General features: G+C 62.1%; 16 protein-coding genes and 4 tRNA genes. 14 read left to right on the forward strand and 6 right to left on the reverse strand.

Features of this window, described 5'->3' with window-relative positions; all coding sequences use genetic code 11:
- Nucleotides 1-39: 39 nt before the first annotated feature.
- A complete protein-coding gene (locus JOD97_RS00980) occupies nt 40-894 on the reverse strand; it encodes a D-glucuronyl C5-epimerase family protein (protein WP_209712774.1) in 855 nt (284 codons plus the stop codon).
- A 248-nt stretch (nt 895-1142) separates the two neighbouring features.
- Here JOD97_RS00980 and JOD97_RS00985 point away from each other — a divergent pair, with 248 nt between their 5' ends.
- Complete coding sequence (locus tag JOD97_RS00985) at nt 1143-1466, forward strand: hypothetical protein (protein ID WP_209712775.1); 324 nt, start codon at nt 1143-1145, stop codon at nt 1464-1466.
- A gap of 108 nt (nt 1467-1574) precedes the next feature.
- On the opposite strand, the gene hpnC is transcribed toward JOD97_RS00985, so the two are convergent.
- Nucleotides 1575-2405, reverse strand: a complete 831-nt coding sequence (hpnC, locus tag JOD97_RS00990) for a squalene synthase HpnC (RefSeq protein WP_209712776.1) — start codon at nt 2403-2405, stop codon at nt 1575-1577.
- Between the two features lie 156 nt (nt 2406-2561).
- Here hpnC and JOD97_RS00995 point away from each other — a divergent pair, with 156 nt between their 5' ends.
- The 12 genes from JOD97_RS00995 (at nt 2562) to JOD97_RS01050 (ending at nt 16432) form a co-directional block, all read left to right on the forward strand.
- Nucleotides 2562-3707: an efflux RND transporter periplasmic adaptor subunit gene (locus JOD97_RS00995; RefSeq protein WP_373999765.1), complete on the forward strand. Its 1146-nt coding sequence runs from the start codon at nt 2562-2564 to the stop codon at nt 3705-3707.
- On the forward strand, nt 3704-6796 hold the full coding sequence (locus JOD97_RS01000; protein WP_209712777.1) for an efflux RND transporter permease subunit: 3093 nt from the start codon (nt 3704-3706) through the stop codon (nt 6794-6796). The genes JOD97_RS00995 and JOD97_RS01000 overlap by 4 nt, the downstream gene beginning before the upstream one ends.
- Nucleotides 6797-7030: 234 nt before the next feature.
- Nucleotides 7031-7117 (forward strand) — tRNA-Leu (locus JOD97_RS01005).
- 32 nt (nt 7118-7149) lie between these two features.
- Nucleotides 7150-8490: a trigger factor gene (gene tig, locus JOD97_RS01010; protein WP_209712778.1), complete on the forward strand. Its 1341-nt coding sequence runs from the start codon at nt 7150-7152 to the stop codon at nt 8488-8490.
- A gap of 96 nt (nt 8491-8586) precedes the next feature.
- On the forward strand, nt 8587-9213 hold the full coding sequence (clpP, locus tag JOD97_RS01015; protein ID WP_209712779.1) for an ATP-dependent Clp endopeptidase proteolytic subunit ClpP: 627 nt from the start codon (nt 8587-8589) through the stop codon (nt 9211-9213).
- Between the two features lie 173 nt (nt 9214-9386).
- Nucleotides 9387-10655, forward strand: coding sequence for an ATP-dependent Clp protease ATP-binding subunit ClpX (gene clpX, locus JOD97_RS01020; RefSeq protein WP_090319072.1), 1269 nt, complete (start codon nt 9387-9389; stop codon nt 10653-10655).
- Between the two features lie 277 nt (nt 10656-10932).
- Nucleotides 10933-13344: an endopeptidase La gene (gene lon, locus JOD97_RS01025; RefSeq protein ID WP_209712780.1), complete on the forward strand. Its 2412-nt coding sequence runs from the start codon at nt 10933-10935 to the stop codon at nt 13342-13344.
- Between the two features lie 212 nt (nt 13345-13556).
- Nucleotides 13557-13829: an HU family DNA-binding protein gene (locus JOD97_RS01030; protein WP_090319067.1), complete on the forward strand. Its 273-nt coding sequence runs from the start codon at nt 13557-13559 to the stop codon at nt 13827-13829.
- A 61-nt stretch (nt 13830-13890) separates the two neighbouring features.
- Nucleotides 13891-13966, forward strand: a tRNA-Val gene (locus JOD97_RS01035).
- Nucleotides 13967-14012: 46 nt separating this feature from the next.
- A tRNA-Asp gene (locus JOD97_RS01040) sits at nt 14013-14089 on the forward strand.
- Between the two features lie 32 nt (nt 14090-14121).
- A tRNA-Asp gene (locus JOD97_RS01045) sits at nt 14122-14198 on the forward strand.
- A gap of 323 nt (nt 14199-14521) precedes the next feature.
- A complete protein-coding gene (locus JOD97_RS01050) occupies nt 14522-16432 on the forward strand; it encodes a SurA N-terminal domain-containing protein (protein ID WP_209712781.1) in 1911 nt (636 codons plus the stop codon).
- 136 nt (nt 16433-16568) lie between these two features.
- Here the strand turns inward: JOD97_RS01050 and JOD97_RS01055 are convergent, their stop codons facing one another.
- From JOD97_RS01055 to JOD97_RS01065, 3 genes are all read right to left on the reverse strand, one after another.
- Complete coding sequence (locus JOD97_RS01055) at nt 16569-19043, reverse strand: TonB-dependent siderophore receptor (RefSeq protein WP_229264134.1); 2475 nt, start codon at nt 19041-19043, stop codon at nt 16569-16571.
- A gap of 435 nt (nt 19044-19478) precedes the next feature.
- On the reverse strand, nt 19479-20540 hold the full coding sequence (gene mnmH, locus JOD97_RS01060) for a tRNA 2-selenouridine(34) synthase MnmH (RefSeq protein ID WP_209712782.1): 1062 nt from the start codon (nt 20538-20540) through the stop codon (nt 19479-19481).
- Nucleotides 20537-21199, reverse strand: coding sequence for an arylesterase (locus tag JOD97_RS01065; protein ID WP_209712783.1), 663 nt, complete (start codon nt 21197-21199; stop codon nt 20537-20539). Before JOD97_RS01065 ends, mnmH begins: the two co-directional genes overlap by 4 nt.
- Here JOD97_RS01065 and JOD97_RS01070 point away from each other — a divergent pair.
- Entirely contained in the window at nt 21198-21956 is a 759-nt protein-coding gene (locus JOD97_RS01070) for an ABC transporter ATP-binding protein (RefSeq protein WP_308937218.1), read from the forward strand. The two genes, JOD97_RS01065 and JOD97_RS01070, sit on opposite strands and share 2 nt — an antisense overlap.
- A 144-nt stretch (nt 21957-22100) precedes the next feature.
- Here the strand turns inward: JOD97_RS01070 and JOD97_RS01075 are convergent, their stop codons facing one another.
- Complete coding sequence (locus JOD97_RS01075) at nt 22101-23633, reverse strand: NAD(P)H-hydrate dehydratase (RefSeq protein WP_209712784.1); 1533 nt, start codon at nt 23631-23633, stop codon at nt 22101-22103.
- Between the last annotated feature and the right edge of the window lie 101 nt (nt 23634-23734).

Raw genomic sequence — 23734 nt, forward strand, 5'->3', positions numbered from 1 at the left:
GTCGCCACGCCAAGGCTTCAAAGCTCCTTGCCTGCGGGTTTAGATATATCGCATCAGCCGCGTGTGGCCGCGCGTGAGGAGAAAGAAAGCATGAAACCGCAGGCCTTTTCGGTAGCCCTGCCACTTCGATGTGTATTTCTTGAATGTGTCGCTCCCGGTCATTTCGTACAATGCCCATAACTGCATGATGTGATACCGGTGATAGCTGCCGTTGGCGACAAGTCCGGTCAAGTCATAGGCGCTCCAGTACTTGAGGTCATAACGGTGGAGATTGTTTTCCAGGCTCTCGATTCCCTGAAGGAACAGCTCGGCGGCCCGGCGCGACTTGCCGGTGTCGGCGAGATCGTACAGGCCGACGAGCGAGGTGATAAAGCCGTTCAGTACGACGTTCGGCGCGCCGCCCGGATATTCCTCGAAGGCGATCCCGCCGTCAGGGTAGCGGGATTGCACGCCGCCTTCGGCGACCGCGACCTCGAACGGCTTCATCGCCTTGAGCGCCACGCAGAGATAACGGTCGTTCCCTGTCAACTCGTACGCCCTCGCGAGAACGGAGAGAATGCGTCCCTGTCCCAGCGCCGAAATCCAGGGCGGGGACAGGCGGATGTACGAGTAGATATAGGGAAAAGCGTAGGGGAACAAAAAGGAATCGTCGGTTTCTTCGCCATGGTTGATTATCCAATCGCTGACATGGAGAAACAGCTTCAGGTCGTCGGTTCGCCCGAATTTGATAAGACGCGAGTGTTGGTAGAGCGCAAAATGACAGATGAAGGTGATGTTGTATTGGAGCCCCGACGGATAGCGATAGCGGGGAATGCCGTCGCTGTCGAAATCGAACGCGTCATACATGCCAATTCGCACGTCTTTGAACCCGAGGTCGATGTAGTAGGCTTTCATCGGTGTGACCCTCAACCTTGCCGGATGGGTCCGGGGAATAAATCAGATGGTATTTGCTGATGCAAATCCACATGCCTTCGTCGAGCGCGCGCACTGGCATCGTCACAGTTTATGCCCGCTCGCTTATCCGTTGTAAGACATAGCCAGCGATGTGATCCGGCTCAAAGCTTCGTGAGCGCGGCGAGACTGTGATGAGTGGGCGAAAATCGATAAAATAAGGTCTTGTCGTTAGCTGTTGAGGTGAAGTCGTGCACTCTATTGCAGAGTCGGATTGGAAACACTTGCGGAAATTGCAGCCGGTGCTACTTGACCGCTATTGTCGTCAAATACTTTCGGAAGTCGAGAAAGCGGCATCCAGGCACGAGGAGGCGGCGCATCCGCGCTACCTGGCGGTGTGCAAGCTTATTCAGGAACGGGATCGCGAGCTTGGTCAAACATTTAATGACATGAGACGTTCCCAAGCCTTTTTAAGCATCTTATTGTTGCGACGAAATGGCTTGTTCACGGACGACGAATTTGCCGGTTTCGGCGACGAGACCAAGGATAAGATTGCATTTTTGCAGAGTCGCTGACGGCGTCCTCTGGCTGCCGGCACTCCGCTATAAAACCAGAAATCTCCCGCCTTTTTGCTCGAAATCTCGGCGAGAAACTTCGAAATGTCCGAATGTCGGCACCGACCCTCAGGGTTGTTTCGGTTGCCGTTTCATGCGTAGCGCTGCCCAGAACACGCCCAACCAGTCGCGCCTGGTCAGCTTGGGCCGGTGCAGGAAGACGTCGTATTCGGCCTCCTCGATGGCGTCCAGGATGCGCAGGCCGCCTTGCACCATCATCCTCAACTCGAAGCCGATCCGCCCCTTCAGCCGCAGCGCCAGCGGCGCGCCGCTCAGCATCAGCGCCCGCGCCCGATCCACCTCGAACTTCATCATCGAACGCCAGCGGGGACGGGCGCTGGCCTGGTCCAGCGCGCCCGGCAGGATGGCGTAGCGGTTCAGATCCTCCAGCGGGATATAGATACGCTCCTTCTGCAGGTCGATCGCCACGTCCTGCAAAAAATTGATCAGCTGCAGCGCGCTGCAGATCGCATCCGAATCGCGCAGGTTGCGCTCGTCGGCCGCGCCGTACAGATGCAGCATCAGGTGGCCGACCGGATTGGCCGAGCGCGAGCAATAGTCCAGCACGGCGTCGTAGGTCTGGTAGCGGCTCACCACCACGTCCTGTTTGAAGGCCGACAGCAACTCGTACATCGGCTGCAGCGGCAACTGGTACTCGCGCACCACCTGCGCCAGCCGCTCGAACATCGGCGCGTGGCCGCTGTCGCCGGCGGCGATGCGGTCGAGCGCGGCTTCGTAGGCGCTCAGCGCGGCCAGCCGCTGCTCCGGCATGGCATCGCCCTCGTCGGCGAGGTCGTCGGCGCTGCGGGCGAAGGCGTAGATGGCTTCGACCGCCGGACGTAGACGACTTGGTAACAAAATGGAAGCAACAGGGAAATTCTCGTAGTGATCAACTGACATACACACCCAGCCTAAAGCAATATTTTTAGATTAATGACGCAAAAGTCATTTGCAAACGAATTTGCTCGGCTTATAATTAATTAACGGAAAGTCATTTATTTCCAACCCGTAATGGTAGTGCCAACTACACTCTAGAGCAAGGAAAAGGAAAGTACTGTGGTCGCCCCCAAAATCCCGCGTCAGATTCCCCCCCTGTTAATCGCATTGCTGATGGCCGCCACGCTGTCGGCGTGCTCCAAACCCGCCGAAAAAACCGAGGACATCCGTCCCGTGCGCGCGATCGTGCTCAGCAGCAGCGACGTCGATGTCAACGCCGAGTTCTCCGGCGAGGTGCGCGCGCGTGTCGAGTCGCGCCTGGGCTTCCGCGTCGCCGGCAAGATCGTCAGCCGCAAGGTTGACGTCGGCGCGCTGGTCAAGAAGGGCCAGGTGCTGATGCAGCTCGATCCCCAGGACTTGCAATTGTCGCAAGCGCAGGCGTTGGCCGCGCTGCGTTCCGCTGAAACCAGCCGCGACCTGGCCAAGGCCGAACTGAAGCGCTACCAGGAGCTGCGCAGCAAGAACTTCGTCAGCCAGGCCGTGCTCGACGAGAAGGAATCGACCTTCAAGTCGGCGCAGTCGAACGTCGACGCCTCGCAGGCCGCCTACCGCGGCCAGTCCAACCAGGCCGGCTACGCGGCGCTGGTGGCCGACGTCGACGGCGTCGTGACCTTGGTGTCGGCCGAGGTCGGCCAAGTGGTGCAGCCCGGCACCGAGGTGGTGCGCGTGGCCAAGTCGGGCGAGAAGGAAATCGTCATCGGCTTGCCGGAGGATAAGGTCGAAACCCTGCGCAAGATTTCGGATGTGCATGTGCGGCTGTGGGCCGATCCGTCCAAGGCGGTGACCGGCAAGATCCGCGAAATCTCGCCGGTGGCCGATCCGGCCACCCGCACCTACACCGCCAAGGTGACCATCCCCGACAGCCTGGAGGAGGCCAAGCTGGGTATGACGGCCGTGGTCCAGTTCGCATCTAAGACGGCGACGCCGCAAATCAAGGTGCCGCTGACGGCGTTGTTCAGCGAGAAATCGGTCACCTCGGTGTGGGTGGTCGAGGGCGGCGTCGTCAAGCTGGTGCCGGTGACCATCGCCGGCGTCGCCGGCAACGACCTGGTGCTGGGTAGCGGCGTCAAGCCCGGCCAGACCGTCGTCACGGCCGGCGTCAACCTGCTCAAGCCGGGCCAGAAGGTCAAGATCCTCGGCAGCGAGGTGCCGGTGGCGAAACCCAACGCGCCGGCCGCGCCCGCAGTCGTCGAGGCCGCCAAATGAAGGAAGGATTCAACCTCTCACGCTGGGCGCTCGAACATATTCCGCTGACGCGCTACCTGATCGCGGTGTTGCTGATCGGCGGCGCGCTCAGCTACAGCAACCTGGGCCAGGACGAAGATCCGCCGTTCACCTTCCGGGCCATGGTGGTGCGCGCCAACTGGCCGGGCGCGACGTCGCTGCAGATGGCCGAGCAGGTCACCGACAAGCTGGAAAAGAAACTGCAGGAAACGCCGGGCATCGACGAGATCAGCAGCTACTCCAAGCCGGGCGAGACGTTGATCACGCTCAAGCTGCGTGAATCGACGCCGCCCAAGGACGTGGCGCAAGCCTGGTACCAGGTGCGCAAGAAGATCGGCGACATCCGCGGCACCCTGCCGCCGGACGTGCAGGGACCGTTCTTCAACGACGAGTTCGGCGATACCTACGGCTCGATCTTCGCGCTCTCCGGCGACGGCTTCACCTATGCCGAGATGAAGGATTACGCCGACTTCGCGCGCCAGCAACTGCTGCGCGTGCCGATGGTGTCCAAGGTCGAGCTGTTCGGCGTACAGGACGAGAAGATCAACATCGAGTTCTCGCACAAGAAGTTCGCCCAGCTGGGCATCCCGATCGAGACCATCGCCAACCAGATCGCCACCCAGAACACGGTCGAGTCGACCGGCGTGCTGGTCACGCCGACCGACAACCTGCAGGTGCGCGTCACCGGCGCGCTGAAGACGGTCAAGGACCTGGAGGAGCTCGAGCTGCGCGCCAACGGCACCACGTTCCGCCTGGGCGACTTCGCCACCATCAAGCGCCAATACCAGGACCCGCCGGGCGACAAGATGCGCTTCAACGGCAAGGAAGTGATCGGCCTGGGCGTGTCGATGGAGAAGGGCGGCAATATCATCGAGCTCGGCAAGCACATGGAGAAAACCGTGGCCGAGATGAAGGCCAAGCTGCCCGTCGGTATCGAGCTCGAGCGCGTGTCCGACCAGCCGGAGGCGGTCAAGGCCTCCGTCGGCGAGTTCGTCCACACGCTGATCGAGGCGGTGCTGATCGTGCTGGCCGTCAGTTTCGTCGCGCTCGGCCTGCACAGCAAGCCGTTCCGGCTCGACGTGCGTCCGGGCCTGGTGGTGGCGCTGTCGATCCCGCTGGTGCTGGCGGTGACGTTCCTGTTCATGCGCATGCTCGACATCGACCTGCACAAGATTTCGCTGGGGGCGCTGATCATCGCGCTGGGCCTGCTGGTGGACGACGCCATCATCGCCGTCGAGATGATGGTGCGCAAGATGGAGGAGGGCATGTCGCGCTTCGACGCCGCCACCTTCGCCTACACGTCGACCGCGATCCCGATGCTGACCGGCACCCTGATCACCGTCGCCGGCTTCCTGCCGATCGGCCTGGCCAAGTCGGCCGCCGGCGAGTACACGTTCTCGCTGTTTTCGGTCAACGCCCTGGCGCTGCTGATCTCGTGGGTGGTGGCGGTCACGTTCACGCCTTACCTCGGCTTTATCTTGCTGAAGGTTAAGCCGCACGCGTCCGGCGGCAACGACCACGACCTGTTCGACACGCCGGGCTTCCGCCGCTTCCGCGCGGTCGTCAACTGGTGCGTCGAATACCGCAAGACCACCATCGTGGTGTCGCTGGCGATCTTCGCGCTGGGCGTGTACGGCTTCAACTTCATCGAGAAGCAATTCTTCCCGGATTCGAGCCGTACCGAGCTGATGGTCGAGATGTGGACGCCGGAAGGCACCACCTTCGCCGCCAACGAGGCCCAGGTCAAGAAATTCGAGGCCTTCATCAAGCAGCAGCCGGGCGTGGTCAGCGTGACCAGCTACGTCGGCACCGGCAGCCCGCGTTTCTATCTGCCGCTGGACCAGATCCTGCCGCAGACCAACGTCTCGCAAATCGTCGTGCTGCCCAAGGATTTGAAGGCGCGCGCCGACTTGCGCCAGAAGATCGTCGATGTGTTCAAGAACGATTTCCCCGAGGTGCGCGGCCGCGTCAAGCTGCTGCCGAACGGTCCGCCGGTGCCATATCCGGTGCAGTTCCGCGTCACCGGCACCGACGTCGCCAAGGTGCGCGCCATCGCCGACCAGGTCAAGGACGTCATGCGCGCCAACCCGAACACGGTCGGCGTCAATGACAACTGGAACGAGTCGGTCAAGGTGCTGCGGCTGGACCTGGATCAGGACAAGATGCGCGCCGTCGGCGTGACGTCGCAAACCGTGATGCGGGCGGCCAACACCATACTGTCGGGCACGACCGTCGGCCAGTTCCGCGAGGACATCAAGCTGATCGACATCCAGATCCGCCAGCCGCTCAACGAGCGCAACACGATCTCGATCCTCAACGACACCAATATTCCTACCGCCAGCGGCAAGTTCGTGACGATCAGCCAACTGGCGCGCGCGCACTTCGTGTGGGAGCCGGGCGTGGTGTGGCGCGAAGGGCGCGAATGGGCCATCACCGTGCAATCGGACGTGGGCGACAACATCCAGGGGCCGACCGTCTCGAGCCAGATCGAGCCCAAGCTCAAGGTGCTGCGCGACGCGCTGCCGGCCGGCTACAAGATCACGATCAAGGGCGCGGCCGCCGACAGCGGCACCGCCGAGGCCTCGATCGCGGCCAACCTGCCGCTGGCGATCTTCATCATTTTCACCTTGCTGATGCTGCAGTTGCACAGCTTCTCGCGGGCGCTGCTGGTGTTCCTGACCGGCCCGCTGGGAGTGGCGGGGGCGGCGATGGCGCTGTTGCTGCTGCACCGGCCGCTGGGCTTTGTCGCCAACCTCGGCATCATCGCGCTGTTCGGCATGATCATCCGCAACTCGGTGATCCTGGTCGACCAGATCGAGCAGGACATCAAGGCCGGCCACGATCCTTGGACGGCGATCGTCGAATCGGCGGTGCGCCGTTGCCGTCCGATCATCCTGACGGCGGCCGCCGCCGCGCTGGCGATGATACCGTTGTCGCGCTCGGTGTTCTGGGGGCCGATGGCGGTGGCCATCATGGGCGGCCTGATCGTGGCGACCGCGCTGACCTTGCTGTTCCTGCCGGCGCTGTACGCGGCGTGGTTCCGGGTGAAGAAGCCTGTTAAAACCCATTAACGGCGGGGTCGTACCCCGTACGGGGTACGACCCCAAAACCGGCCGCTTTGCGGGTTTATTAGGCAAAAATAAGCGAAAAACAGCGGAATGCTGGTGATAGTTTAAAAATCACCACATTTCGCTAAAAAACCCGTTAGAATACCGCGTTGAAGTTGAAAGCTCCCACGGAAAATAGTGGGGCCAGGGCGACCGTTTTCACTTACGGGTCGCCCTTTGCTTTTGTGCAAACATGCCGCGAGGATGGCGAAATTGGTAGACGCACCAGGTTTAGGTCCTGACGCCAGCAATGGTGTGGGGGTTCGAGTCCCCCTCCTCGCACCAACTGTAATACTATTTTTTTGGACGATTTTTACATGGCAACTGCAGTCGAAACCTTGGGCAAACTCGAACGTCGTATCACGATCTCCTTCCCGCTGACCGAAGTGCGCAGCGAAGTTGAGAAACGCCTGAAAGTGCAAGCCAAAACGGCTAAGGCACCAGGCTTCCGTCCGGGTAAAGTTCCTCTGAAAATGGTCGCAGCACAGTACGGTTATCAGATCGAGACCGAAGTGTTGAACGACAAAGTTGGCCGCGCTTTCAACGACGCCGCAAACGAAAACCAGCTGCGCGTAGCTGGCTACCCGAACATCCAGCCGAAGGAAGACTCGCCAGAAGGCGTGCTGACCTTCGACGCGACGTTCGAAGTCTACCCGGAAGTGGTCGTCGGCGACCTGACCACGGTGGAAATCGAAACCGTCAAGGCCGAGGTCTCGGAAGCTGAAATCGACAAGACCATTGAAATCCTGCGCAAACAGCGCGTGCACTTCCACACCAAGGGCGAAGCCGGCGAACACGGCGACGGCGGCGAGCCGGTTGCCGCCAACGGCGACCGCGCCACCGTCGACTTCGTCGGTTCGATCGACGGCGTTGAGTTCCCAGGCGGCAAAGCGGAAGACTACCCGTTCGTGCTGGGCGAAGGCCGCATGCTGCCGGAATTCGAAGCCGCCACCGTCGGCCTGAAAGTGGGCGAGTCCAAGACCTTCCCGCTGGCCTTCCCAGAGGACTACCATGGTAAAGACGTGGCCGGCAAAACCGCCTCGTTCACCATCACGCTGAAAAAGCTGGAATGGGCGCACCTGCCGGAAGTCGACGCCGAATTCGCCAAGTCGCTGGGCGTGGCCGATGGCGACGTCGCCAAAATGCGCGAAGACATCAAAGTCAACCTGGAGCGCGAAGTCGCCGGCCGCGTCAAGGCCCGCAACAAGGAAGCCGTCATGGATGCGCTGGTCAAGACCGCCACCCTGGACGTGCCGAAGACGCTGATCGCGCAAGACAGCGAGCGCCTGGCCGAAATGACCCGCCAGGACATGGAACAGCGCGGCATGAACGTCAAGGACGTGCCATTCCCACAAGAACTGTTCGCTGAAAAAGCCGAGCGCCGCGTGCGCCTGGGCCTGATCCTGTCGCAACTGGTCGGCGAGAACAAGCTGCAAGCCCAGCCTGAGCAGGTCAAAGCGCAAGTCGAAGACTTCGCCCAGAGCTACGAAGACCCGCGCGAAGTGCTGAAGTACTACTACAGCGACCGCCGCCGCCTGGCCGAGGTGGAAGCCCTTGTATTGGAAGAAAACGTCGTCAACTACGTCCTGGGCCTGTCGAAGACTTCGTCCAAGGTTGTGGCCTTTGACGAACTGATGGGAAGCAACGCTCAAGCGTAATTCAGCACCGGCCGGAGCCGTGATGCGCACCAAGTTGGATGTAACAATTTGGTGTAATATTGCCTCTCCGGCCTAGCTGCTTCACAAGGAAATAGAATGACTGGTTTTAACCGTAATCCGGCGCTGGACACTGAAATGCTCGGCCTGGTGCCGATGGTGGTCGAACAAAGCGGTCGCGGCGAGCGTTCGTACGATATCTACTCGCGCCTGCTCAAGGAACGCATCATCTTCATGGTCGGTCCCGTCAACGACCAGATGGCGAACCTGGTGGTCGCGCAGCTGTTGTTCCTGGAAAGCGAAAATCCGGACAAGGATATCTCGCTGTACATCAATTCGCCCGGCGGTTCGGTCTCGGCCGGTCTGGCGATCTTCGACACGATGCAGTTCATTAAGCCTGACGTGTCGACCTTGTGCACCGGCATGGCCGCCTCGATGGGCGCCTTCCTGCTGGCCGCCGGCGCCAAGGGCAAGCGCTTCTCGCTGCCGAACTCGCGCATCATGATTCACCAACCTTCGGGCGGCTCGCAGGGCATGGCGTCGGACATCGAGATCCAGGCCAAGGAAATCTTGTATCTGCGTCATCGTCTGAACGCCATCATGGCCGAGCGCACCGGCCAAACGATCGAACAGATCGCCAAAGACACTGATCGTGATCGTTTCATGTCGGCGGAAGAGGCTGTAGAGTACGGATTGATCGACAAAATGTTGTCCAACCGGGCTTGATGCTTTCATCGCAGCATTGCTGCGCAGTATTGCTGTAAAACGCGCCCGGGCGAATCAATCGTTCGGGCGTTTCGTTTTTATTTCGGGTAGCATGTAGTGGTAGGCGGACTTTTCCGGAACGCCACACACGCTGCAACAGCAAAGCCATTCTGTAACTCAAAGAAAACTGCCCCATGTCAGACAAAAAATCCTCCAGCGGCGAAAAATTACTGTACTGCTCGTTTTGCGGCAAGAGCCAGCACGAGGTAAAGAAACTCATCGCCGGCCCGTCGGTCTTCATCTGCGACGAATGCATCGACTTGTGCAACGACATCATCCGCGACGAAACCTCGGCCATCGAGTCCGTCGCCGGCGCCAAGTCGGACCTGCCAACCCCGCATGAAATCAAGGACTTGCTGGACCAGTACGTCATCGGCCAGCAAACCGCCAAGCGCATCCTGTCGGTGGCCGTGTACAACCACTACAAGCGTTTGAAGCATCTGGGCAAGAAAGACGACATCGAACTGGCCAAGAGCAACATCTTGCTGGTCGGTCCGACCGGCTCCGGCAAGACCTTGCTGGCGCAGACCCTGGCGCGCATGTTGAACGTGCCGTTCGTCATCGCCGACGCCACCACCTTGACCGAAGCGGGCTATGTGGGCGAGGATGTTGAGAATATCATCCAGAAACTGTTGCAGAGCTGCAACTACGACGTTGAGAAAGCTCAACGCGGCATCGTCTATATCGATGAGATCGACAAGATCTCGCGCAAGTCCGACAACCCGTCGATCACGCGCGACGTCTCGGGCGAGGGCGTGCAGCAGGCGCTGTTGAAACTGATCGAGGGTACGATGGCGTCGGTGCCGCCGCAGGGCGGGCGCAAGCATCCTAACCAGGACTTCGTGCAGATCGACACCACCAACATCATGTTCATCTGCGGCGGCGCGTTCGACGGCCTGGCCAAGGTCATCGCCAACCGCTCGGAAAAATCGGGCATCGGCTTCTCGGCCAGCGTCAAGAGCAAGAAGGAACGCAACGCCAGCGAAGTGCTGCTCGAGGCGGAACCGGAGGATCTGATCAAGTTCGGCCTGATCCCCGAGCTGGTCGGCCGCCTGCCGGTGGTCGCCACCTTGTCGGAACTGACCGAAGAGGCGCTGATCCAGATCCTGATCGAGCCAAAGAACGCGCTGGTCAAGCAGTACGCCAAGCTGCTGGACATGGAAGGCGCCGAGCTGGAGATTCGTCCGGCGGCCCTGCACGCGATCGCCAAGAAGGCGCTGGCGCGCAAGACCGGCGCGCGCGGCCTGCGTTCGATCCTGGAACACGCCTTGCTGGATACGATGTACGAACTGCCCAATGAAACCAATGTCACCAAAGTGGTTATCGACGAGAATACGATTACCAGTGGCGCCAAACCTTTATTGATATATCAAGACCAGGCCAAGGCGTCTGGTGAGAATTAAATAACTTGTGCACACTTGCCTCACGCGGACGCAAAATTCATTTCGCATCCGTGAGGCAAGGCGGTACAATTTAAATCAATAAAAGAGCAGGCTTCATTCGAAAAGCCACGCGTGACAGCCGCTGTCGCGGGTGGCTTTTTTATTGGGTTGTTCTTTTAGAACGGGCTGGCCTCTTTGAAAAGACTCTTTTTTTTAAAGAATTATTTCTTGCAGTCTGGTCTTGTGATTCGGCTTATCAGCGCCCACATCATAATCACGCTTTCACATAAGGTACGCCATGACAACTTCCAAATTAACAGAGCAAACTCAACTGCCGTTATTGCCGCTGCGGGACGTTGTAGTTTTCCCGCATATGGTGATACCGCTGTTCGTAGGTCGCCCGAAATCGATCAAGGCGCTGGAAGCCGCAATGGAGCAGGGCAAGAGCATCATGCTTGCCGCGCAAAAAGCGGCCGCCAAGGACGAACCTTCTGCCTCCGATATCTACGAGATCGGCTGCGTGGCAAATATTCTGCAAATGCTGAAGCTGCCGGACGGCACCGTGAAGGTGCTGGTCGAAGGCGCCCAGCGCGCGCGCATCAACCGCATCACCGACACGCCGACGCACTTCGTGGCCGACCTGACGCCGCTCGACTCCGAGCTGGGCGACGATTCGGAAATCGAAGCGATGCGCCGCGCCATCGTTCAGCAATTCGACCAGTACGTCAAACTGAACAAAAAGATTCCGCCTGAAATCCTCGCTTCGCTGTCGGGCATCGACGACGCCGGCCGCCTGGCCGACACCGTCGCCGCGCACCTGCCGCTCAAGCTCGAGCAGAAACAGGTGATCCTGGAAATCTTCAGCGTCGCCAAGCGCCTCGAACATCTGCTGGGCCAGCTGGAAGGCGAACTCGACATTCTGCAGGTCGAGAAGCGCATCCGTGGCCGCGTCAAGCGCCAGATGGAAAAATCGCAGCGCGAGTACTACCTGAACGAGCAAGTCAAAGCCATCCAGAAGGAACTGGGCGAGGGCGAGGACGGCGCCGACCTGGACGAGCTGGAGAAAAAGGTCGCGCTGGCCAAGATGCCGAAAGAGGCATTGGACAAGGCCACCGCCGAGCTGAAAAAACTGAAACTGATGTCGCCGATGTCGGCCGAAGCCACCGTCGTGCGCAACTACATCGACACCCTGGTCAGCCTGCCATGGAAGAAGAAATCCAAGGTCAACAACGACCTGTCGAACGCCGAGAAAGTGCTCGAGGGCGACCACTACGGCCTGGACAAGGTGAAAGAACGCATCCTGGAATACCTCGCGGTGCAACAGCGCGTCGACAAGCTGAAGGCGCCGATCCTGTGCTTCGTCGGTCCTCCGGGCGTGGGTAAGACCTCGCTGGGCCAGTCGATCGCCCGCGCCACGAACCGCAAGTTCGTGCGCATGGCGCTGGGCGGCGTGCGCGACGAGGCCGAGATCCGCGGCCACCGCCGTACCTACATCGGCTCGATGCCGGGCAAGGTGCTGCAATCGCTGGCCAAGGTCGGCGTGCGCAACCCGCTGTTCCTGCTCGACGAGATCGACAAGATGGGCGCGGACTTCCGCGGCGATCCATCGTCGGCGCTGCTCGAGGTGCTGGACCCTGAACAGAACCACACGTTCTCGGACCACTACATCGAGGTCGACTTCGATCTGTCGGACGTGATGTTCGTGGCGACGTCGAACTCGTACAACATCCCGCCGGCGCTGCTCGACCGCATGGAAGTGATCCGCCTGTCCGGTTACACGGAAGACGAGAAGACCAGCATCGCCCAGCGTTACTTGTTGCCTAAACAGATCAAGAACAACGGTCTGAAGGAAGACGAGATCGCCGTCAGCGAAGCCGCGCTGCGTGACATCATCCGCTACTACACCCGCGAAGCCGGCGTGCGCTCGCTGGAACGCGAAGTGTCGAAGATCTGCCGCAAGGTGGTCAAGATGCTGCTGCTGAAGAAGTCGGAGAAGAAAGTCGCCGTCACGCCGAAAAACCTGGACAAGTTCCTGGGCGTGCGCCGCTACGACTTCGGCGTGGCCGAGAAAGAGAACCAGATCGGCCAGGTCGTCGGGCTGGCATGGACCGAGGTGGGCGGCGATCTGCTGACCATCGAAGCCGTGCAGATGCCGGGCAAGGGCGGCGTGATCCGCACCGGCACCCTGGGCGACGTGATGAAGGAGTCGATCGAAGCGGCCCGCACCGTTGTACGCAGCCGCGCCAACCGCCTCGGCATCAAGAACGAAGTGTTCGAGAAGAGCGACATCCACATCCACGTGCCGGAAGGCGCGACGCCAAAGGATGGTCCTTCGGCCGGCGCGGCGATGACGGTGGCGATGGTGTCGGTATTCACGGGCATTCCGGTGCGCGCCGACGTGGCCATGACGGGCGAGATCACCTTGCGCGGCGAAGTATTGCCGATCGGTGGCCTCAAAGAGAAACTGCTGGCGGCCCAGCGCGGTGGCATCAAGACCGTGCTGATCCCCGAGCAGAACGTCAAGGACCTGGCCGACATCCCGGACAATGTCAAAAACAAACTGGAAATCGTGCCGGTGCGTTGGATCGACAAAGTGCTGGAAATCGCGCTGGAACGCCTGCCGGAACCGCTGACGGAAACGGCACCGGTCGAGGCGGTCGCCGCCGCGGCCGCCAAAGCCGACGGCCAAACGGAAGTGGTAAAACACTAACTTTTGTTCGGTATTAGTATCTGGTATTGCCAAAACAGGCGCTTTTATAGCGCCTGTTTTTTATTTTGGCCCACTTTTCTACAGTGCAGAGCTTGACACGACACGGGGCTGGCTTGTTTAATACGGCCTGAGATTTTTCTCGGCCCTGACTGCGGTTTTAAATACCGGAGTTTAGCGGCTAAACGATATAACCTTTGTGACGGGGAATTGCTTTGAATAAGACTGAATTGATCGACCATATTGCCACTTCCGCTGACATCTCGAAAGCTGCCGCTGCGCGCGCGCTGGACGCGGTGATCGACGGCGTGACCACGACCCTGCAAAACAACGACAGCGTGACCCTGGTCGGCTTTGGTACCTTCTCCGTGAGCGAACGCGCTGCCCGCACCGGCCGCAATCCACGCACCAAGGAAGAGATCACCATCGAAGCAGCAAAAGTTCCTAAATTTAAAGCTGGTAAAGCTTTGAAAGATGCTGTAAACTAACGGACTTCGGTGAGCGGCTCATGCAAATGAGCAGTTCACTGGAAGAAAATGCGGCAAAACGGGGCGGTTAGCTCAGTTGGTAGAGCGGAGCCCTTACAAGGCTTAGGTCGGGAGTTCGAGCCTCTCACCGCCCACCAGTTTTGCGCAGTACAGGTAGTAAAATGTAGCACCCAGTGTTTTGTTGGAGCGGTAGTTCAGTTGGTTAGAATACCGGCCTGTCACGCCGGGGGTCGCGGGTTCGAGTCCCGTCCGCTCCGCCAACAAAATACTAATAGTTATAGCAAGACCCAAAGGAGCGGTAGTTCAGTTGGTTAGAATACCGGCCTGTCACGCCGGGGGTCGCGGGTTCGAGTCCCGTCCGCTCCGCCAAGAACAAGATACCCCGCAGCTTATAATGAGCTGCGGGGTTTTTCTTTTGTGCGGTTGAATATCGTGCTTGAATATCGCGGGTGTGGTTTTTATTATATTCGGCGGGTCGCGGATATATAACCCGCAGGGCCGGTCGGGGTCGTACCCCGTACGGGGTACGACCCCTTGCGTGCAGCGCCGGGGTGCGGGTCGCAGTACCGTTCCGCCATCATTTACCCTTGCTAAGGGCAGGGGGGCGCTGTAAAATCCGCCAACCGGAATTGGCGAACGCGAGTTCGCCTTTTTTGTATGTGCAAGTTCCACTCAATCCGAATTGGCAGACCATGTTTGAATTTATTCGTACCCATCAACGCTTGATGCAGATTCTCCTGGCGATCATCATCGTCCCTTCGTTCGCGTTAGTCGGTCTCGAGGGCTACAAAGGCTTCGGCGAGGACGCCACCACGATCGCCAAAGTCGCCGGTCAACCGGTGAGCCAGCAGGAATTCGACAACGCGCTGCGCAACCAGCTCGACAGCTACCGCCAGCGCATGGGCGCGCAGTTCGACCAGAAGATGTTCGACACGCCCGAGTTCCGGCAGAACCTGCTCGACCAGCTGATCGCCGAGCGCGCCATCGCCGCCGAGGTCACCCGCGCCAACCTGAGCGTCGGCGATGCCCAGCTGCAAAAGGCCATCACCGACCTGTTCGGCGGCCCCGGTACCTTCGACATGGAACGCTACAAGCAGATCCTGGCGTCCCAGGGCCTGACCCCGGCCATGAACGACGCCCGCATGCGCCGCGACCTGGCGCTGCAGCAGCTCGCCGGCGCCGTGCAAAACACCGGCTTCGCCCCGCGCAGCGTCGCCAAGACGCTGTCGGACATCGGCGCGCAGGAACGCGAAGTGCAGGAATTGCTGCTGCCGGTCGCCGACTTCGTGCCGCAGGTCAAGGTCACCGACGCCATGGTCAAGGCCTATTACGACAAGAACAGCAAGTTCTTCGAAGTGCCGGAACAGGCCAAGATTGAATACGTGGTCTTCAACAGCGACGCCGTGACCAGCCAGATCGCCGTCACCGACGCCGAGGTCGCCGCCTACTACAACGCCAACCAGGCCGCCTTCACGACGCCGGAAACGCGCCGCGCCGCGCACGTGCTGGTCGCGCTGAAGAAGGGTGCCAGCGCCGCCGAGACGGCCGCCGCCAAGGCCAAGGCCGACGCCATCGTCGCCGAGCTGCGCAAGAACCCGGCCGACTTCGCCAAGGTCGCCAAGGCCAAGTCGGAAGATCCGGTGTCGGCCGAGCAGGGCGGCGATCTGGATGTCGTCAGCAAGGGTTCGCTGCCGCCGGCCGTCGAAGCCGCCGTCATGAAGCTCAAGCAGGGCGAGATCAGCGACGCCGTGCAATCGGACTTCGGTTTCCACGTGCTGACCGTCAGCGCGCTGACGCCGGCCAGCGTCAAGCCGCTCGACGCCGTCAAGACCGAAGTGGCCGACGCGCTGAAAAAGCAAAAAGCCGCCAAGAAGTATTCGGAAATGGCCGAGACGTTCACCAACACCGTCTATGAGCAGTCCGACAGCCTCAAGCCGGTCGCCGACAAGCTGGGCCTGAAGATCGAAACCGCTGCCAACGTATCGCGCACGCCGTCGCCGATGGCCGGTCCGGCGCCGTACAACAACGCCAAGTTCCTGGCCGCGCTGTTCTCGAACGACTCGATCAGCAGCAAGCGCAACACCGAGGCGGTCGAGACCGCGCCGAGCACCTTGATCGCCGGCCGTATCGTCGAATTCAAGCCGGCGGCCAAGCGTCCGCTGGCCGAAGTGGACGCGTCGATCCGTCAACGCGTCACGATGGAAGAGGCTGCCAAGCTGGCCGCCAAATCGGGCGCCGACAAACTGGCCGCGTTCAAGAAATCGGGCGACGCCACCGGCTTTGGCGCGGCCAAGCTGGTATCGCGCGCCAAGGCCGATGGCATCAACGGCCTGGCCATGCAAGAAGTCATGAAGGCCGACACCACCAAGCTGCCTGCGTATGTGGGCGTGGACGTGCCGGGCATGGGTTACGGCATCTACCGCATCACCAAGGTGCAGCAGCCGGCCGAGCAGGATGTCGAGCGCCGCAAAGCCGAGGCCGAGCAGATCGGCGCCATCGTCGCGCAGCAAGAGATGTACGAGTACATCCAGGTGCTCAAGCAGCGCGCCAAGGTCAAGATCATCAAGCCGATCCAAACGACGACGGTCGCAGAAGTCAAGTAAGCTGCAGCGTCAAACAGAAAAAGCCCCGAACGTAAAACGTCGGGGCTTTTTTTATTGGCCGCCAACCCGCACGGCGGCCACATGGGGTCGGACCCGGCGGGTCCGACCCCGGCATCCGGGTTGCGGGTCAAATGGATCAGAAGGTGTAACCCACCCGCGCGTAGTAATACCCGCCATTGATGCCGATCGGCGAGAACGACGGATACTGCGTCACCGCCGCCGTGTTCAGCGCCGCGCGCGCCGCCGCCACATACTCCCGGTTGACCTTGTCCGGATACTTGTTGAACAGGTTGTTGGCGCCGGCCGCTACCGTCACCGCCTTGGTCACCCGGTACGACACCTCCAGATCCGTGGTGAACAAGGTATCGATCTTGGTCTCGAAGTAGTTGACGTTGTTGAGCGAGCTGTAACCCGACGACGGTCCGTATATCGATTCGCGCAGATTGACCGTCCAATCCCCTTTCTTCCACAGCCCGCCCAGGTTGACGCGCACCTTCGGCGACGAATTCTCCAGCGACGCGATGGCCGACTGGTCCAGCAACCGCTGCGGCAGCAGCTGCGCCGGCGCCTGGTTGACCTTGGTCACCGTCACCTTGTTGTAGTTGGCCGCCGCCGACCAGTCCACCCGGCCCAGGTCGCCGAAATTGCTGGCGTACGACAGCACCGCTTCGATCCCCTTGTTGCGCGTGTTGGCCGCGTTCGAGAACACGCTGATGCCGGTGCGCGTGACGGTCGGGTCGAGGATGTTGCCGTTGGCGCGGATGGCCGCCACCACCGCCGGCGAGTTGACCGTGTTGCCGGAGCCGAACAAGGTGCCGCTGCCGACGATGCGGTCGTGGATGCTGATGCTGTAGGCGTCGACCGTGACGGTGGCCTTGGGCACCGGATGGAACACCATGCCCAGGCTGTAGTTCTGCGACTTCTCCGGCTTGAGGCCGTTGATGCCCACCAGCGCGGCGGCCGCCGAGTTCGGCGCTAGCTGCACCGACGCCTGCGTCGGCGAGACGTTGGTGGCCGAGTAGTACTGCTCGGCCATCGTCGGCGCGCGGAAGCCGTTGCTGACCGTGCCGCGCAGCGCGAACGCCGGCGTGAAGTCGTAGCGGCCCGTGAACTTGCCCACGCGCGCGCTGCCGAAGTCGCTGTAATCCTCGAAGCGGGCGGCGACGTCGAGCTTCAGGTTGGCGATCGGCGAACCGGCGACGTCGACGTAGATCGATTTGTTGTTGCGGCTGTGGCTGCCGGCGTCGGTCAGCGAGAAGCCGGGATACGATTGCGAGCCTTCCTTGTAGCGCGAGGCGGCGTCGCCGGCGCCGATCTCGTAGCCGTCGCGGCGGTACTCGACACCGCCGGCCACCGACAGCGGCGAGGCCCAGCCGATGGCGAAGTCGTGGTTCACCTCCAGCGACGTGGTCCATTGCTTGGCGGTGAACGTGCCGGCGTGGAACTCGGTCGGCGAGGCGCCGGTGTCGTTGAACAGCGAGATGTTGCCGGAGTTTTTGACGCCGATCTCCGCCTCGTCGCGGCCGTAGGTGGTGCTCAGGTCCCAGTTCCAGCCGGCCAGCTCGCCCTTGGCGCCGCCGGTGAAGCCGTAGTCGGTCTCGTCCAGCGTCTGCTTCGGATTGAAACCGTTCGGATACATGCGCGGGATGCGGTTGGGCACGCGGTAGTTCTGGAACGAGTCGGCGGTCTTCTTGCCATAGGTGGCGATGGTGTACAGCTCGGTGCCGCCGAGGTCGATGCCGCCGTTCAGCGACAGCAGGTTCAGGTGGTAGGCGGCGTCGCCGGAGATCTTGTTGGCGTATGGATAGCCGTCGGCCTGCCTCATGGTCGGCATGGTCGCCAGGTTGGCGGCGCTGACCACGCGCGGATCGACGTCCGAGCGCATGCTGTGGCCGTGGTACTTGGTTTCGCCGGTCAGGTTCAGGTAGCTGCTGGCGGTGGGCTCGAAGCCGATGTTGAAGGCGGCGTCGCCGGTCTTGCCGCCCTCGTCGAAGTAGCGGCCGGCGGTGCCGGTCAGCGAGCCGCCCGAGCTGTCCTTCTTGAGGATGATGTTGATCACGCCGGCGATCGCGTCGGTGCCGTACTGCGCGGCGGCGCCGTCCTGCAGCACCTCGATGTGGTCGATGGCGGCCACCGGGATGAAGTTCAGGTCGGTGGCGGCGCCGCCCTGGAACGGACCGGCCAGCACGGCCAGGTTGGCGGTGGTGTGGCGGCGCTTGCCGTTGACCAGCACCAGCGTGTTGTTCGGGCTCAGGCCGCGCAGGCGGGCCGACAGCGTCATGTTGGCGGTGTCGCCGCCGAAGGCCTGGGCGGTGAAGGAGGGCAGGTTCTGCGCCAGCGCCTGGATCAGGTCGGGCTGGCCGGTGCGTTCCAGCGAACCGGAATCGAGCACCTGGATCGGCGATGCGCTGTCGACGGCCTTCAGGCCGCTGCGGCGGGTACCGGTGACGATGACCGCCTCGATATTGTCGCCGACCGAGGCCGGCGCGGCGGCGGGGGCGGCGGCCGCATCGGCCTCGGCGGCCATCACGTTCACGGCCGTGCCGGCGTACAGTGCGAGCATGACGGCTTGTGTCAACAGGCGTTTGTTCAGTTGCATCGGATGCTTCATTGGTGCCGCTCCTTCTGGTTTAAAAAAATCGGGCGCAAGGGTCCCCAGGCCCCATCGCGGGGCTTTCTTTTTTTCTTGGTTGAGTGGACGCCGGCCGCGTCGGGCCGGCAGCGCGACCGCTACGCCGACATGAAACTGGCGTAACGACAATTACCTAATCGCAAGATGCATGCCAAGATAGCTAAATGAAAGCTATGTAAATACTTTAGCTAACTGGGCGGGGAGGCCGCCGGGGATGGGGAATTTTTGTGCAGAAATCCGCACGCGCCGCTTTGTAACAAAGTTGTTACAAAAAGTGGAAGGGATGCACCGACATGGGGACGCCGTCGAATCGACACGTAGGGCGGATTAGGCGGAACGCCGTAATCCGCCATTGCGTGAGCCGTCGAGACGCACGCATGGCGGATTACGCTGCGCTAATCCGCCCTACGTGGATCAGTGGTCCGTCTGCATCAGCTTGGTGGCCGCCTGATCGAACGCGTTTGTGTCGATATCGTCAAGCTCCAGCACGGTCGCCTGTCCGAACTTGACGAAATTCCGGTCGATCGAACGCAAATACGCCGGGTCGTAGTGCCGCTCCAGCAATTCCTCGACCAGCGGCGCCATTTGCCCGCCTTCCGACATCGCCTGCCAGCGGCCGATCGTCTCGCGCCCATGCAGCGCCGTCAAATGTTCCAGCTGCTCGTTCAACAACGCCGGACTGACCAGGAAATGCTGGTAATCCTCCATCAGCAACCGCACCCGGTTGGCGCGCGACAAGGTCAGCGAGATGCAGTCCGACGCCCGCATCGTCTCCATCAGCGCGGTGGGCACGCGCAGGTTGCCGACCTTCTTGCTTTCCGACTCCACGAACACCGGCAGCGCCGGATCGAAGCGGCGCAGCTTGGCCCAGATCGCCGTCTCGAACGCTTTCTGGCTGGGCTGCGGCTGGCTGGGCAGGTCGCCCAGCACCGAGCCGCGATGGGCGGCCAGCTGTTCCAGATCCAGCACCTGGGCCCCGTGCGCGTCCAGCACCTCCAGCAGGCGACTCTTGCCGCTGCCCGTGGTGCCGCACACCACCTGGAAGCGCACCGGCGGCGCCACTTCCAGCGCGGCGTTGACGTGCGCGCGGAAGGCCTTGTAGCCGCCGTCGAGCTGCACCACCGGCCAGCCGATCTTGGCCAGGATGTGCGCCATCGAGCCGCTGCGGTTGCCGCCGCGCCAGCAATAGACCAGCGGCCGCCATTCGCGCGGCTTGTTCAGCCACAGCCGCTCCAGATGGCGGGCGATATTGGCCGCCACCAGCGCCGCGCCGACTTTCTTGGCCTCGAAGGAGTTAATTTGCTTGTACATGGTGCCGACGCGGATGCGCTGCTCGTCGTCGAGCACCGGCGCGTTGATGGCGCCGGGCAGGTGGTCGAGCGCGTATTCCGACGGGCTGCGCGCGTCGATGATGGCGTCGAAGCTGTCCAGCTGGCGGAGCACGTCGTCGATGCAGAGAATTTCCGGATACTTCATTTTGCCTTGATGGTTTTTTGCAGCACCGGCCAGATATTGGCCAGGATGGTGGGGTGGGCCTGGGCCAGCGGGTGCAGGCGGTCGGCCTGGAACAGCTGGGTCTTGTCGGCGACGCCGTCGAGCATGAAGGGCACCAGCGGCGCGTTGAATTCCTTGCTCAAGCTGCCGTACATGGCGAAGAACTTGTCTGAATAATCACGCCCGTAGTTGGGCGGAATGCGCATGCCGATCAGCATGACCCTGGCGCCGGCCTTGGCCGCGGCCTCGGACATGGCGCGCAGGTTGGCCTGGGCGGCGTTGACCGGCAAGCCGCGCAAGCCGTCGTTGGCGCCCAGTTCGATGACGACCACCGCCGGCTTGTACTTGTCCAGCAGCGCCGGCAGGCGGGTGCGGCCGCCACTGGTGGTCTCGCCGCTGACGCTGGCGTTGACGATGGCCGCGTCGATCTTTTCGTCCTTGAGTTTTTGCTCGGCCAGCGCCACCCAGCCGGCGCCGCGCGCCAGGCCGTATTCGGCGGACAGGCTGTCCCCGAGCACAAGCACGGTTTTTGGTGCAGAATAGGCGCTCGCCGCTGCCGACAACAAGAGCAGGGCGGCCACTGCGTGTACACTTAGTTTCTTCGATAAATCAGTTACCAACCTACCCAATACATTTCGCATGCCCGATTTCCCTAAAGCGTCTTCCAATTTCGTACCGGATGGTTCCGGCGGTTATAGTACCGCGAGTGTCACGGCGCCGGTTTCCCGGCACGATGGCGCCGCCATCGCCGTCAGCGGCCTGGCCAAGCGCGTTGCCGATGCCAGTGGCGAACTGACGATCTTGCACGAGGTGGATTTTACCGTGCAAAAAGCCGAGACGCTCGCCATTGTAGGCGCATCCGGTTCCGGCAAGTCCACTTTGCTCGGTTTGCTGGCGGGTCTGGACACGCCCAGCGCCGGCAAGGTGGTGCTCGATGGCGTCGACATTTACGCGCTCGACGAGGACGGCCGCGCCGCGTTGCGCAAGGAGAAGCTGGGTTTTGTGTTCCAGTCGTTCCAGTTGCTGGCGCATTTGACGGCGGTCGAAAACGTCATGCTGCCGCTGGAACTGAGCGGCGCCACGCACGCGCGCGAAAAGGCCGAGGCGATGCTGGAGCGGGTGGGCCTGGCCAGCCGGTTGAAGCATTATCCCAAATATTTGTCCGGCGGCGAACAGCAGCGGGTGGCGCTGGCGCGGGCTTTCGTCACCGAGCCGCCGCTGCTGTTCGCCGACGAGCCGACCGGCAGCCTGGATGCGGCCACCGGGGAGTCGGTGATCAAACTGATGTTCGAGTTAAACCGGCAGCACGGCTCGACCCTGGTGCTGGTCACCCACGACCAGTCGATGGCGGCGCGTTGCGGCCGCACCATCACCATCGCCGCCGGACGGTTGGTGTAGAGGAAATAGGCGAGTCATCGGCCATGCGTAGGCCGCCGGCCGCTCAAACATGGCGGATTACGCTACGCTAATCCGCCCTACGTGTTTCCGGTGCTACGGCGCGTCCAACGGGACCGTAATCCGCCATGCACGCGTCCCTGCGGCTCATCTCCCGTGATGCTGCACCATGCGGTTCAACGCCACGCGGATTGCCGGTATCAATTCCCCCGCGGTCAATCCGATCGGCCCGGCGCCATCGGCCACCAGCACATCGGCCGCCATGCCGTGCAACCAGACCGCCCCCAGCGCCGCCTCCCACTGCGGCCAACCTTGCGCCATCAAACTGCCGCACAAGCCGGCCAGCACATCGCCGGTGCCGGCCGTCGCCAACGCCGGATTGCCCGTGGTGTTGATGACCACCGCGCCGGTGGGCGCCGCGATGACCGTCCCCGAGCCTTTCAACACCACCACCGCGTTCAACGACGCCGCCAGTTCGCGCGCCGCCAGCACCCGGTCCGCCTGCACCTCGCCAACGGAACGTTCCAGCAAGCGCGCCGCCTCCAGCGGATGCGGCGTCAGCACCGCCGGCTGCTTGCGCTGCGCCAGCGCCTGGCGTAACGACGGCGTGGCCGCGATCAGATTGAGCGCGTCGGCGTCGGCCAGCAAGGCGCCTTCGCAAGCGATGGCGCGCACCAGCAAATCGGCGGCCGAAGACGACGCTCCCAGCCCCGGGCCGACCACCAGCGTGGCCGACTCCAGATCGAAATCGCCGGCGCCACGGCACATCAACTCCGGCTGGCCGGCGTCGCAGGGCAGCGGCTCGTCGACAAACAAGGCGTAGACCCGGCCCGCGCCGGCGTGCAGCGCGGCGCGCGCGGCCAGCAACGGCGCGCCGCGCATGCCGTGGGCGCCGCCGATCACGGCCACGTTGCCGTAACTGCCTTTGTGCGAACTATGCTGGCGCGGCCGCAAATGGCGCGCGAATAATTTGACGTCGTTGACATGCATGCTGGCCGGTGGAAACAGGCTGGCATCGATCTCCAGCCGCGACACGTCCACCAGCCCGGCGTAATCGCGCCCCTCGCAGGTGTGCAGGCCCGGCTTGTCGCCGATGAAAGTGATGGTGTGCGTGGCGCGGATGGCCACGCCGTCCGGCCCGACGATGGCGCCGGTGTCGGCGTCCAGCCCACTGGGCACGTCCAGCGCCAGCACCTGGCAGGTGAGCTGGTTCACGGATTCCACCAGCGCGCGCATGGCGCCGCCCAGCGGCCGCTTCAGGCCGATGCCGAACAGGCCGTCGACCACCAGGTTCCAGTCGGTGCCGGCCACCAGCGCGCCAGTGGATTCGGCCGAGCCGTCGATATCGGCGATATCGGCGAAGCGCACGTCGCTGGCCTGCGCCCGTTGCAGCGCCGTCGCGCGCTCGGCCGACGGCTCGCCCAGCGGCGGATAGTGCAGTATCGTCACCGTGGCGCCGGCGTGGGCCAGATGGGCCGCCGCCTCCAGCGCGTCGCCGCCGTTGTTGCCGGGGCCGGCCAGCACCAGCACTTTGGCGTGGTTGGTGGAGAAGGGCAGCATGTCGAGCGCGGCGTTGGCGCCGGACTGGCCGGCGCGCTGCATCAGCGCGCCGTCGGGCAGCACGGCGGCGGCGGCGTGTTCGATGGCGCGGATTTCGGCGACGGAGTAGAGTCTGTTCATCGTGCCATCTTAGCATCAAAATTTGTTGGATACCGCAGGATAGTCGCTTCCCACGCGCGCCGCCCACACACTACAATACACGCTTACTTTGGCGTGAAGAG

The organism is Duganella sp. 1411 (assembly GCF_017833525.1).
Lineage (GTDB): Bacteria > Pseudomonadota > Gammaproteobacteria > Burkholderiales > Burkholderiaceae_D > Rugamonas.